At 72.8% G+C, this 12,147-nt stretch carries 14 protein-coding genes; 5 read left to right on the top strand and 9 right to left on the bottom strand.

Features of this window, described 5'->3' with window-relative positions:
* Window positions 1–53: 53 nt before the first annotated feature.
* Window positions 54–428, bottom strand: coding sequence for a winged helix-turn-helix transcriptional regulator (locus tag ACZ7HT_RS24385; protein ID WP_471169522.1), 375 nt, complete (start codon window positions 426–428; stop codon window positions 54–56).
* A gap of 70 nt (window positions 429–498) precedes the next feature.
* Between ACZ7HT_RS24385 and ACZ7HT_RS24380 the strand changes: the two genes are divergently transcribed.
* Both ACZ7HT_RS24380 and ACZ7HT_RS24375 read left to right on the top strand, forming a co-directional pair.
* Complete coding sequence (locus ACZ7HT_RS24380; RefSeq protein ID WP_471169519.1) at window positions 499–1,134, top strand: NADPH-dependent F420 reductase; 636 nt, start codon at window positions 499–501, stop codon at window positions 1,132–1,134.
* Between the two features lie 47 nt (window positions 1,135–1,181).
* Complete coding sequence (locus ACZ7HT_RS24375; protein ID WP_471169515.1) at window positions 1,182–2,114, top strand: NADP-dependent oxidoreductase; 933 nt, start codon at window positions 1,182–1,184, stop codon at window positions 2,112–2,114.
* 15 nt (window positions 2,115–2,129) lie between these two features.
* Here the strand turns inward: ACZ7HT_RS24375 and ACZ7HT_RS24370 are convergent, their stop codons facing one another.
* The 6 genes from ACZ7HT_RS24370 to ACZ7HT_RS24345 all read right to left on the bottom strand — a co-directional run bounded on the left by ACZ7HT_RS24370 (window position 2,130) and on the right by ACZ7HT_RS24345 (window position 6,426).
* The gene (locus ACZ7HT_RS24370) at window positions 2,130–3,512 is read right to left on the bottom strand and encodes an FAD-binding oxidoreductase (protein WP_471169512.1); all 1,383 of its coding nucleotides are present in this window, start codon (window positions 3,510–3,512) and stop codon (window positions 2,130–2,132) included.
* Window positions 3,513–3,686: 174 nt separating this feature from the next.
* Window positions 3,687–4,004 carry a DUF202 domain-containing protein gene (locus tag ACZ7HT_RS24365; RefSeq protein ID WP_471169509.1) on the bottom strand — a complete coding sequence of 106 codons (318 nt, stop codon included), beginning with the start codon at window positions 4,002–4,004 and terminating at the stop codon, window positions 3,687–3,689.
* Entirely contained in the window at window positions 4,001–4,396 is a 396-nt protein-coding gene (locus tag ACZ7HT_RS24360; RefSeq protein WP_471169506.1) for a YidH family protein, read from the bottom strand. Before ACZ7HT_RS24360 ends, ACZ7HT_RS24365 begins: the two co-directional genes overlap by 4 nt.
* Before the next feature lie 81 nt (window positions 4,397–4,477).
* Window positions 4,478–4,999 (bottom strand): NUDIX domain-containing protein, encoded by a 522-nt coding sequence (locus tag ACZ7HT_RS24355; RefSeq protein ID WP_471169503.1) that lies wholly within the window; start codon window positions 4,997–4,999, stop codon window positions 4,478–4,480.
* 12 nt (window positions 5,000–5,011) lie between these two features.
* Window positions 5,012–5,776 (bottom strand): glucose 1-dehydrogenase, encoded by a 765-nt coding sequence (locus ACZ7HT_RS24350; RefSeq protein WP_471169500.1) that lies wholly within the window; start codon window positions 5,774–5,776, stop codon window positions 5,012–5,014.
* Window positions 5,773–6,426 carry a TetR/AcrR family transcriptional regulator gene (locus tag ACZ7HT_RS24345; RefSeq protein ID WP_471169498.1) on the bottom strand — a complete coding sequence of 218 codons (654 nt, stop codon included), beginning with the start codon at window positions 6,424–6,426 and terminating at the stop codon, window positions 5,773–5,775. Before ACZ7HT_RS24345 ends, ACZ7HT_RS24350 begins: the two co-directional genes overlap by 4 nt.
* Before the next feature lie 94 nt (window positions 6,427–6,520).
* Here ACZ7HT_RS24345 and ACZ7HT_RS24340 point away from each other — a divergent pair, with 94 nt between their 5' ends.
* The gene (locus ACZ7HT_RS24340) at window positions 6,521–8,176 is read left to right on the top strand and encodes an FAD-binding dehydrogenase (protein ID WP_471169495.1); all 1,656 of its coding nucleotides are present in this window, start codon (window positions 6,521–6,523) and stop codon (window positions 8,174–8,176) included.
* Between the two features lie 77 nt (window positions 8,177–8,253).
* Window positions 8,254–9,138 (top strand): TIGR03619 family F420-dependent LLM class oxidoreductase, encoded by an 885-nt coding sequence (locus tag ACZ7HT_RS24335; protein WP_471169492.1) that lies wholly within the window; start codon window positions 8,254–8,256, stop codon window positions 9,136–9,138.
* 60 nt (window positions 9,139–9,198) lie between these two features.
* Here the strand turns inward: ACZ7HT_RS24335 and ACZ7HT_RS24330 are convergent, their stop codons facing one another.
* Both ACZ7HT_RS24330 and ACZ7HT_RS24325 read right to left on the bottom strand, forming a co-directional pair.
* Window positions 9,199–10,596 (bottom strand): GntT/GntP/DsdX family permease, encoded by a 1,398-nt coding sequence (locus ACZ7HT_RS24330; RefSeq protein ID WP_471169489.1) that lies wholly within the window; start codon window positions 10,594–10,596, stop codon window positions 9,199–9,201.
* A gap of 61 nt (window positions 10,597–10,657) precedes the next feature.
* Entirely contained in the window at window positions 10,658–11,182 is a 525-nt protein-coding gene (locus tag ACZ7HT_RS24325) for a gluconokinase (RefSeq protein ID WP_471169486.1), read from the bottom strand.
* Window positions 11,183–11,338: 156 nt separating this feature from the next.
* Here ACZ7HT_RS24325 and ACZ7HT_RS24320 point away from each other — a divergent pair, with 156 nt between their 5' ends.
* Window positions 11,339–12,040: a FadR/GntR family transcriptional regulator gene (locus ACZ7HT_RS24320; RefSeq protein WP_471169483.1), complete on the top strand. Its 702-nt coding sequence runs from the start codon at window positions 11,339–11,341 to the stop codon at window positions 12,038–12,040.
* Window positions 12,041–12,147 lie beyond the last annotated feature (107 nt).

Raw genomic sequence — 12,147 nt, 5'->3', positions numbered from 1 at the left:
CACGCCCGAGTCGGGCAGGTCGGAAGCGGCCGGTACGCGTCGGCCCGCGTCGGCTACCCCTCGTCCCACCCCTGCGCCGCCGCGAACGCCTCCCCGTACTCCGCCGACCACCGCCCCAGCGCCTCGATCGGCCCGAGCAGTGACCGTCCGAGCGCGGTCAGGCCGTACTCGACCCGGGGCGGTGTCTCCTCGTACGCCCGGCGTTCCACCAGCGCGTACCCCTCAAGGCGTCGCAGCGTCTCCGTCAGGACCTTCGCGCTGATCCCGCCGATCGCCGTCCGCAGCTCGCCGGGCCGGCGCGGTCCGTCCGCGAGCGCGTAGAGGACGACCCCGTTCCAGGTGTGGGCCAGCAGGTCGAAGCCGAGCCGCGCCCGGCAGTCCGCGAGGACCCGGTCGGGGTCCCTGCCGGAGCCGCTGTCGGTAACCATTCGGTAAGTCGCCCCCCGCCTACTGTCGTTGATGTCGGCACGCACAACGGTACGTGAGGGAGGACGCCCCATGCGGGTGGGAATAGTGGGTACGGGAGCGATGGCACGGGCGCTCGGCGGAGGATGGGTCCGGGCGGGCCACGAGGTGCTCGTCGGCGGCCGGGACCCGGAACGGACCGCCGCGCTCGCGGCGAGCACGGGGGCCCGCCCGGGCACCCTCGCCGAGGCCGCCCGCTTCGGCGACGCGACCCTCCTGGCCCTTCCGTACGACGCCGTCCTGCCGGCCCTCGGCTCGGTGGGGCCCGTCGGCTCCTTCGGCGGGCGGATTCTCGTCGACTGCACCAACGCGGTCGGCCCGGGCCCCGTCCTCACCACCGGCCAGGGCCCCGGCGCCGCCCGTACCCTCGCCGCCGCGACGGGCGCCCGGGTGGTGAAGGCCTTCAACCACGTGACGCCGGCGGTGTGGAGCCGTACCCCGCCCGTCTTCGCCGACGGCCCCGTCGCCGTCCCCCTCTGCGGGGACGACGAGGAGGCCCTCGCGCTCGTCTCGGCGCTCGCCGCCGACCTGGGCTGCGCCCCCTTCGTCGCGGGACCGCTGGCCCACGCGGACCTCCTGGAGGCGACCACCGCCTTCCTCATCGGCCTGTGGACCTCGGGCCGCGACCCGCGCGCCATGCTCCCGCCGCCGGCGGCGCTCGGCGGCTGACCCGCCCCGGCTTGCGGCCCGGCCCGGACGCCCTGAGGGTCGTGGTTATGAAGGCGATCAGCTACAGCCGGTACGGCGGCCCCGAGGTCCTGGAGTACGGCGAGCTGCCCGATCCGAAGGTCGGCCCCGACGAGGTCCTGGTCAGGGTGCGGGCGGCCGCCGTCAACCCCGTCGACTGGAAGGCGCAGGCCGGCTATCTCGACGGCATGCTCGACGCGGTGTTCCCCGTCGTGCCCGGCTGGGACGTCTCCGGCGTCGTCGTCCGGACCGGCGTCTCCGTCCCGGAGTACGACGCCGGGGACGAGGTCATGGGGTACGTGCGCGAGGACTTCCTCGCGCACGGCACCTTCGCCGAGTACGTCTCCGCGCCCGTCCGCACCCTCGCCCGCAAGCCCCGCACCATCGGATTCGAGGAGGCCGCGGCCCTCCCGCTCGCCGGCCTCACCGCGTACCAGGTGCTCCAGGCGCAGGCACTCGCGGTGCGCCCCGGCGACACGGTCCTCGTGCACGCGGCGGCGGGCGGGGTCGGTTCGATGGCCGTGCAGCTCGCCCGCCACTTCGGCTGCCGGGTCCTCGGCGCGGCCAGGGACGCGGGCCTGGAGCGGGTCGCCGAGCTCGGCGCCGAACCCGTCCGCTACGACGAGGGGACGTTCGCCGAGCAGGTCCGCGCCCTCGCCCCGAACGGCGTGGACGCCGTCCTCGACACCATCGGGGGCCCGTTCCTGGAGCTCTCCGCCCGGCTCCTCGCCCCCGGAGGCCGCCTGGCGTCCATCGCCGACGGGGAGGTCCTCGCCCTCGGCGGCCGCTACTTCTGGGTCCGCCCCGACGCCGCCGACCTCGCGGCCCTCGCCGACCTGGCGGACGCGGGCGTGATCACCGTACGGGTGGCCAGGACGTTCCCGCTGGAGCGGGCGGCCGACGCCCAGCGCGCCAACGCGGCGGGCGGCCTGAACGGCAAGGTCGTGGTGACCGTGCCCTGACGGGCGCCGCCGTCCCTACCCGTTCGGCGGGATGTTCTGGTTGAGGGCGAAGACGTTCCCCGGGTCGTACCGGTCCTTCAGCGCGACGAGCCGCTCGTACTTCTCCGGCCCGTAGGAGGCCCGCAGCCGGGCGCCCTCGTCGGTGGAGATGAAGTTGGGCACCGACGTCCCGGTCGTCCACGGCCGCATCGCCGCGTGGAAACCGCGCGGCCAGTCGATGTGCCGCTCCCGCCCCTCGTCGCCCCACCAGATGGACAGGCAGAAGTACACCCACTTCGCCGGTGGGGTGGCGAGGGCCATGGCGTCCTGGTCAAGGCGGTCCATCGCCCCGCCCAGTCGGCAGAAGATGGTCTGGGTCATCGGCGAGCTGACCGTCTCGACCTGCGCGATCGCCGTGTCGAGGACCTCGTCCGGCAGCTCGGGCAGGTAGTCGATCTTGAAGTACTCGCTGACGCCCGTCGGCGTCCCGTCGTCCAGGATCCGCTGCAGGGCGGTGTACGGCATGGGCTGGACCATCCGGACCCAGGGCTCGCCCCACTCGACCAGCGGCTTCAGCACCTCCTCGCCCCGCGCGGCGTCGCCGATGTACGCGACGACCACCCCGACGGCGGGCTCGCCCCTGGCCTCCTCCGGCACGAAGTCCTCCGGCGGCGCGGTGACGAGGGCGAGGGCCCCGGTGACCTCGTCCGGCGCCCGCTCCATGAAGTCCCGGTAGAAGCGCGCGAGCGGCCCGGCGACCGAGCGGCGGTGCAGCAGCATCCCGGCGTACAGGAGCGGTCCGACGGGATGGAGCCGGAAGCCGAACTCGGTGACGACGCCGAAGTTGCCGCCGCCGCCCCGCAGACCCCAGAAGAGGTCGGCGTTCTCCTCCTCGTCGGCGCGGAGGATCCGCCCGTCGGCGGTCACCACCTGCGCCGAGACGAGGTTCCAGGCGGAGGGCCCGTACATCCGCTCCAGCCAGCCGGAGCCGCTGCCGAGCGTCAGGCCCGCGACCCCGGTGTCCGAGACCCGCCCGCCGGTCACGGCCAGGCCGAACTCCTGGGTGGCGGCGTCCAGTTCTCCCCAGGTGAGGCCGGCCCCGAAGCGGCCGGTACGGGCCTCGGTGTCGATCTCGACGTGCTTCATCGGGCTGGTGTCGATGACGAGGCCTCCCTCGCAGGAGGCGAAGCCGGCGGTGGCGTGCCCACCGCCCCGCACCGCGACCCCGAGGCTGTTCCCCCGGGCGTGGGCGAGTGCGGCGCGCACGTCCTCGGGGCTCGTGCAGCGGGCGATCAGGGCCGGATGCTGGTCGTGGTCCCGGTTGAAGCACCGCCGCACGGTGTCGTAGTCCGGGTCGGCGGGCCCGATGACCTCGCCCTGGAAGTCCGGGATGCGGGCGGACGGTCTGGTGCTGGTCATGGTGGTGGTCCCTGGTGAGCCGTCTCGGCGGCGGCGGACGCGCGACCACGGGCGCGGGTGCCGCATGCGCGGCCCGTCTCTGCCGACGCGGCCCCGACCGCCCTGTCCTACGCCGTCAGTATGCGACCGGACCCTCCGGTAGGCGATCCGGCCGTCGGGCGGCGGCGGGCGGAGTCACCAGATCACCGCCGCGCCGAAGACCGCGAGCGCGATCGTGCACACCGCCGCGAGCAGCGCGCCCCGGTGGGAGAGCGGGAGCGGCCGGGCCGCGCCCAGGGAACGGATCCGGCGGTGGGCCACCGCCAGGAACGCGATCCACACCAGGGAGGAGAGCGCGAATCCGGTCACCTCCTTCGCCGTGACCTCGTCGCTGATCGTCGCCTTCATCGCGAGCACCGCGACGACCGTGCACGACAGGGTCGTACGCCGCCACGCGAGCCGGGTCCGCTCCGGCTGGAGCCCCGGATCCCGGGCCTCGTCGGCCGGGCTCACTTCCCGGCCCAGCCGAAGACGACGAGCACCACCATGGCGAGCGCCACGACGGCCACGGCGAGGCTGAGCACCGCCGGGAAGCGGGACGTCGGCAGGTCCTCGCCGCGCCGCATCGCCCGCTCGCAGCGCACCCAGTGGTTCACCGCCCGCAGGGCGCACAGGACACCGGCGACGAGCAGCGCGAGCGCGAGCCCGACGCGGACGCCCCAGCGCAGGTCCGGGAGGAACTGGTCGACGGCGAAACCGCCGCCGATCAGGGCGAGCGCGGTCCGGAGCCAGGCGAGGAAGGTCCGCTCGTTGGCGAGGGAGAAGCGGTAGTCGGGGGTGTCACCCTCGTCCCGGATCCGCTGCGGCGCGAACCACAGCCGCAGGTTCTGCACGAAATCGCTCACCCGTGCACCCTAACGGCCGGAAGATCGCCCCGCCCGCCACCGAAAGGCCGGTCCGGGGCGCGCCCGTCCGCCACCGGAACGTCAGCCCTCCGCCCGCAGCAGTTCGTACGCCGCGAGCCCGTCCGGCACCCACTCCCAGGCGCCCGCCGTCCCCGGCAGCCGCTGCTCCAGCTCCTCGTCCGTGAGGAAGCCGTGCCAGGCGACCTCCTCCACCTGCGGGCTGACCGGCAGTTCGCAGCGGACCTCGTAGACCGCCGACCACCACTTCCCGGCCACGCCTCCGGAGTCGTACAGGAAGCGCGTCACCGGCTCGGGGCGGGGCAGCCCGGAGACCCCGAGCTCCTCCTCGGCCTCCCGCAGGGCGGCCTCGTCGTAGGACTCGCCCGCGCCGACGACGCCGCCCACGAACATGTCGTACATCGAGGGGAAGACCAGCTTCGTCGGCGTCCTGCGGTGGACGAAGACGCGGCCCTCGGCGTCCCGCACCCGGATGAAGACGCAGCGGTGGATCAGGCCCCGCGCGTACACTTCGCCGCGCGGGGCCTGCCCGACCACCCGGTCGTTCTCGTCGACGACGTCGAGGATCTCTTCAGAGGCGCTCATGCACCCATGAAATCACTGGCCCATGACGTACTTGACCGTCGGACCGGTCGTCCAGCCGCCGTCCACGGCGAGCTCCGCACCCGTCACGTACGAGGCGGCGTCCGAGAGCAGGAAGACGACCGCGCCGGCGATCTCGTCGGCCTCGCCGACCCGGCCCATCGGCGTGTTCGGGTACTTGCCCTCGCCGCGCTCGATGCCGACGGAGGCCGTCATCGGGGTGTAGGTCATGCCGGGGTGGACGGAGTTGACGCGGATCTTCGCCGTGCCGAGCTCCACCGCGCCGATCTTCGTCAGGCCGCGCACGCCCCACTTGGACGCACCGTACCCGGCGGTCAGGGCCAGGCCCATCAGGCCGGCGGCCGAGGAGATGTTGACGATCGAGCCGCCGCCGGCCTCCTTCATCGCCGGGATCGCGGCCTTCATGCCGATGAAGACTCCGGTCAGGTTGATGTCGAGGACCTTGCGGAAGTGCTCGACGGACTCGGTCTCCAGGAACGCGCCGGTGGAGATGCCGGCGTTGTTCACGAGACCGTGCAGCCCGCCGAACTCCGCCACCGCGAAGGCGACGGCCGCCGCCCACTCCTCCTCGGAGGTCACGTCGTGGTGCAGGAACCGGGCCCGCTCGCCGAGCGCCTCGGCGGTGGCCTTGCCGTCCTCGTCGAGGACGTCGGTGATCACGACGTTCGCTCCGGCGGCCACGGCAAGGCGTGCGGCCTCGGCGCCCAGACCGCGGGCGCCGCCGGTGATGAGCACGGTCTTGCCGGTGAGGTCGTTCATATGAGGTCCTTTCGGCGGGTTCGGACGCTCCGGGGCTGTGCGGCCCGGAGAAGCGCGGTGGTGGTCTCGACGAGGTCGGCGAGGAAGAGCGGCTCGTCGGTGAGGGGTTCGGCGCCGTCGAGGTACTGCCGGGCCCGGTCCGCCATCGCCGCGCCCACCACGGTCAGCGCCAGGTCGAGGCGCTCCAGGAGCAGCGGCTCGGGGAGCCCGCCGGCGGCCAGGCGGTCGGCGATCCGCTCGATCAGGAGCCAGTAGGCGGTACCGGCGAGCGTGGGATGCGGGGTGCGAGTGCGGACGCCGCTCTCGTGGCTGAGCTGCGCGGAGATCCGCAGGCAGCGGCGGCCCCGGTCGGTGCCCAGCTCGGTGGCCTCGGCGGTGACGAGCGCGGCGACGAGCCGCCGGAGGTCCTCGCCCGCGCCGTCCAGAAGAGGAGCGAGTACCTCTTCCGTACGGGTCTGGCGGCCGGCCATGACCGCGTCGAGCAGTCCGGCGCGCGAGCCGAAGTGGTACTGCACGGCGGAGGGGTTGGCCTGTCCGGCCAGCGCCACGATGTCCCGCAGCTGTGCGCCGTCGACGCCCTGCGCGGCGAAGAGCTCCTCCGCGGCGCGGATCAGTTTGTCCCGGGTCTCGGGCCCTGACGTCCTTGCCATAGCCACATATTAATGCTCGACATTAGAAAACGGAAAGGCCGGGGAAGGGCTCGGACGGTTGACTCGATACATCCGTGTATCCAAGATGCGGTCCATGTCCTACGACGCTGATGTGATCGTGATCGGGGCGGGCCTCGCCGGCCTCGTCGCCACCGCCGAGCTGGTCGACGCCGGCCGCTCCGTGATCCTCCTCGACCAGGAGCCGGAGCAGTCCCTCGGCGGTCAGGCCCACTGGTCCTTCGGCGGCCTGTTCCTCGTCGACTCGCCCGAACAGCGCAGGATGCGCGTCAAGGACAGCCACGCCCTGGCCCTCCAGGACTGGTACGGCACCGCGGGCTTCGACCGCGCGGAGGACCACTGGCCCAAGAAGTGGGCGGAGGCGTACGTCGACTTCGCCGCCGGTGAGAAGCGCGCCTGGCTCCACGCGCGCGGGGTGCGCTTCTTCCCCGTCGTCGGCTGGGCCGAGCGCGGCGGCTACGACGCGAACGGCCACGGCAACTCCGTACCCCGCTTCCACATCACCTGGGGCACCGGACCCGGCCTCGTCGCCCCCTTCGAGCGCAAGGTCCGCGAAGGCGCCGCCCGCGGCCTCGTCGACCTCCGCTTCCGCCACCGCGTCACCGGCCTCGGCCGCACGGCCGGAGCCGTCGACACGGTCTCCGGCGAGATCCTGAAACCTTCGACCGCCGCCCGCGGCACCGCCAGCGGCCGCGAGGTCACCGGCACCTTCGAGCTCCGCGCCCAGGCCGTGATCGTCACCTCCGGCGGCATCGGCGGCAACCACGACCTGGTCCGCGCGCAGTGGCCCGCCCGGCTCGGCACCCCGCCCGCCAAGCTGCTCTCCGGGGTCCCCGCCCACGTCGACGGACTGATGCTCGGCATCGCGGAGAAGGCCGGCGCCCACCACATCAACCGCGACCGGATGTGGCACTACACCGAGGGCATCGAGAATTGGAACCCCATCTGGGCCCGGCACGGCATCCGCATCCTGCCCGGACCCTCCTCCCTCTGGCTCGACGCCACCGGCAAGCGGCTGCCCGTCCCGCTCTTCCCCGGCTTCGACACCCTCGGCACCCTCGAACACATCATGCGGACCGGCCACGACCACACCTGGTTCGTCCTCGACAAGCGCATCATCGGCAAGGAGTTCGCGCTCTCCGGCTCCGAACAGAACCCCGACCTCACCGGCAAGTCCGTCCGCGACGTCCTCGGCCGGGCCCGCGCCGACGTGCCGGCACCCGTCCAGGCGTTCATGGACCACGGCGTCGACTTCGTCGTCGAGAACGACCTCTCCGCCCTCGTCCGCGGCATGAACGCCCTCACCGACGAGCCGCTCATCGACGAGGCCGCCCTGCGCCGCGAGATCACCGCCCGCGACCGCGAGATCGCCAACCCGTTCACCAAGGACCTCCAGGTCACGGCGATCCGGGGAGCCCGCAGGTACCTGGGCGACAAGCTGATCCGCACGGCGGCGCCGCACCGCCTCCTCGACCCGAAGGCGGGCCCGCTGATCGCCGTACGCCTCAACATCCTCACCCGCAAGTCCCTTGGCGGCCTGGAGACCGACCTCGACTCCCGCGTCCTCACGGAGGGCGGCGAGCCCCTGGACGGCCTGTACGCGGCGGGCGAGGCGGCAGGCTTCGGCGGCGGCGGGGTCCACGGCTACCGCTCCCTCGAAGGCACCTTCCTCGGCGGCTGCATCTTCTCGGGCCGCGCGGCGGGTCGGGCGGCGGCGAAAGCGGTGGGCTGAGCCGCAGCCTCCCTGTGGTACGGGTCACACGCCGGACCCTTCGTGTCGCGGGCCTCACCGCCGCCCAGGATGAGGCCATGGACATAGGCATCGCCCTGCCGCAGTACGGCACCCACGCCCGCGCCGACCGCATCGCCGCCTTCGCGCGGGACGCCGAGGAGGCCGGATTCGACTCGCTCTGGGTCGGCGACCGCGCCCTCACCCCGGTCGACCCCAGCGACCTCTATCCGGGACACACGCCCGAGAACCCGTACCCCCGCCAGTACAAGACCTTCCTCGACCCGCTCACGGTCCTCACCGTCGCCGCCGGCGCGACCGGCCGCGCCCGGCTCGGCACGAGCACCCTCAACGGCCCCTGGTACCCGCCCGTCCTCCTCGCGCGCTCGCTCACCTCGCTCGACCAGGTCAGCGGCGGCCGCCTCGACGCCGGCCTCGGGATCGGCTGGCTCCGCGACGAGTACACCGCCGTCGGCGCCGACTTCCACCGGCGCGGCGCCCTCCTCGACGAACTCCTCGACGTCCTCCACGGCATCTGGACCGAGGAGGAGTTCGGCCACGAGGGCCCGCACTGGACCATCCCCGCCTCGTACGTCGGGCTGCGCCCCGTCCAGCCGGCCGGCCCGCCCGTCTACCTGGGCGGCTTCAGCCCCGCCGCACTGCGCCGGGTCGGCCGCCGGGCCGCCGGCTGGGTCGGCGCCGTCCTGCCGCCCGCCGTGGCCGGGCACCTGTGGGACGAGGCCCGGCGCGCCGCCGAGGAGACCGGGCGCGACCCCGGCGCCCTGCGTCGGGAGATCCGCCACAACCCGGCCCCGGGCGCCACCGCGGACGCCGTCGCCGCCGTCCTCGCTGGGATACGGGACACGGGCGCCGAAGGCTGCTTCGTCGACCTCCAGCAGTGCGTGGACGAGCCGGGCGAGGCCCTGGAGCTCGGCGTGAAGGTCCTGTCGCTGCTGCGGGGCTGAACGCACGGGAGCCCCGGACGTCCACAAGGACCTCCGGGGCTCCCGCGTCTGCCCGGACGCCTACAGCACCAGCGACAGCAGCAGGACGAACACGATGCCGACGACCGAGATGATCGTCTCCATCACCGACCAGGTCTTGACCGTCTGGCCGACGTTCATGCCGAAGTACTCCTTCACCAGCCAGAACCCGGCGTCGTTGACGTGGCTGAAGAAGAGCGAACCGGCACCGATCGCGAGGACGAGTAGCGAGACCTCACCGGTCGACATGCCCTCGGCGAGCGGGGCCACCAGGCCGGCCGCCGAGATCGTCGCCACCGTGGCCGAGCCGGTCGCGAGCCGGATCGCGACCGCGATCAGCCAGGCGAGCAGCAGGGCCGGGATCGACCAGCTCTTCGAGAAGTCGAGGATCATCTGGCCGACGCCGATGTCGATCAGGGTCTGCTTGAAGCCGCCGCCCGCGCCGACGATCAGCAGGATGCCCGCGATCGGGGCGAGCGACTTCTCGACGGTGGAGGACAGCTGCTCCTTGGTGAAGCCGGCCGCGCGGCCCATCGTGAACATGGCGACTATGACGGCCGCGAGCAGGGCGATCAGCGGCGAGCCGATGACGTCGGTGACCTTCTGCACGCCGTTCTCGGGGTCGTCGATCACGATGTCGACGAGCGCCTTGACGAGCATCAGGACGACGGGCAGCAGGATGGTCGCGACGGTGACGCCGAAGCCGGGGCGCTTCTCCAGGTCCGCGGAGGGGCGCGCCGGGATCATCTTCTCCGGGGCCTGGATGTCCACCCAGCGGGCGGCGTACTTGGAGAAGACCGGACCGGCGATGATCACGGTCGGGACGGCGACGACCAGGCCGAGCGCGAGGGTCACGCCCAGGTTGGCGCCGACCGCGTCGATCGCGACGAGCGGGCCGGGGTGCGGCGGGATGAGACCGTGCATCACGGACAGGCCGGCCAGGGCCGGGATGCCGATCCGCATCAGCGAGTAGTTGCCGCGCTTGGCGACCATGAGGACCACCGGGATCAGCAGCACGATGCCGACCTCGAAGAAGAGCGGCAGGCCGATCACGGAGGCGATGAGGACCATCGCCCAGGGCATGGCCTTCTTGCCGGTCTTCGCCAGGATCGTGTCCACGATCTGGTCGGCGCCGCCGGAGTCGGCGAGCAGCTTGCCGAGGATCGCGCCGAGCGCGATGAGCACGCCCACGCCGGCCACGGTGTTGCCGAGACCGGTGCTGAACGACTTGATGGTGTCCGCGAGCGGGGCACCCGCGAACGCGCCGAGCGCCAGCGACCCGATGGTCAGCGCGAGGAACGCGTGCAGCTTGAACTTGGTGATGAGCAGGACGATGACGGCGATGCCGGCGAGCACGGCGATTCCGAGCTGGGCGTTGCCTGCCGAGGTGATCGGTTCGGCGGCGTCCGCTGCCAGGATCTCGACGCTGAGACTGGTCACGGGTGGTGTCCTTCGTACGGGCAGGAGTCGGGGGACGGGGGTGCGGGGGTTACGGGGAGGGTCAGCCGGCCAGGCCGCGCAGGGCGGCGACGGCGCGGGCGGTGATCTCCTCCGGGGTGCCGGACACGTCGACGGCGACGCCGGCCTCGTCGTCCTGCAGCGGCTGCAGGGTGGCGAACTGGGAGTCGAGGAGCGCCGTCGGCATGAAGTGGCCCTTGCGTGCGGCCATCCGCGCCTCGATGAGCTCCCGGTCACCGGTCAGATGCAGGAAGACGACCCCGGGCGCGGCGGCACGCAGCCGGTCCCGGTAGATCCGCTTGAGGGCCGAGCTGCTCACGACCCCGCCGAGCCCGGCCCGGCCGTGCGCCCACTCCCCGATGGCGTCCAGCCAGGGCCCCCGGTCCGAGTCGTCCAGGGGGACGCCGGCCGACATCTTGGCGACGTTGGCCGCCGGGTGGAAGTCGTCGCCCTCGGCGTACGGCAGCGCGAGCGCCTCCGCGACCAGCGGACCGATGGTGGTCTTGCCGGTCCCGGCGACGCCCATCACGACGACGACCGGGGGAGCGGTGAGGGGGGTGGTGCTCATGGGGGGTGCCTCGCTGTCTTCTTCGACATCGATTCGGTGAATCCGTCGCGCTCATGAAACCCATTGGGTACGACGTATTCAAGAGTCTGTGACGTAAAAGTAGTACTTTTAATTCCTGGTGTGGTCACCGGGTCCCGCCCGCATAGGCTGATCACCATGACGACACCGGCCCAGGGGCTCCACTCACACGTCCTGGCCACCCTGGGCCTCGCGATCACCGCCGGGGAGTACCCCCCGGGCACCGTGCTGCGCACCGACGAGCTCGCCCAGCGCTTCGACGTCTCCCGCACCGTCGTCCGCGAGGTCGTCCGGGTCCTGGAGTCCATGCACCTCGTCGAGTCCCGCCGCCGCGTCGGCGTGACCGTGCTCCCCACGGCCAGCTGGAACGTCTACGACCCCCAGGTCATCCGCTGGCGGCTGGCCGGTGCCGACCGCCCCCGCCAGCTCCGCTCGCTCACCGTGCTCCGCTCGGCCGTCGAGCCCGTCGCCGCCGGGCTCGCCGCGCTGAACGCCACCCCCGAGCAGTGCCGCGAGCTCACCGAGCAGGCCCTCGGCATGGTCGCCACCTCGCGAGGCCGGCGCCTGCAGGAGTACCTCGTCCACGACATCGCCTTCCATCGGGTCGTGCTCATCGCCTCGGGGAACGAGATGTTCGCCCGCCTCGGCGACGTCGTCGCCGAGGTCCTCACCGGCCGCACCCACCACCACGTGATGTTCGAGGACCCCGACCCGGCCGCCGTCACCCTCCACGTCCAGGTCGCCGAGGCCGTACGGGAGCGGGACGCGGCCCGCGCCGAGGAGCTCACCCGCCAGATCGCGGTCGGCGCCCTCCGGGAGCTGGACGTCCTCGCGCCCTAGGGGGTGTCTTGCCGATCAGGCCGACACCCCCTAGCACATCGGTCGTTACGTGCGGGTAAAGCTCTGAACTAGCTCAAATATGGGCGTTCAGTGACATGCGCCACAGT

This window comes from Streptomyces sp. NPDC037410 (assembly GCF_055602235.1).
This window is presented reverse-complemented; position numbering and strand designations above follow the sequence as displayed.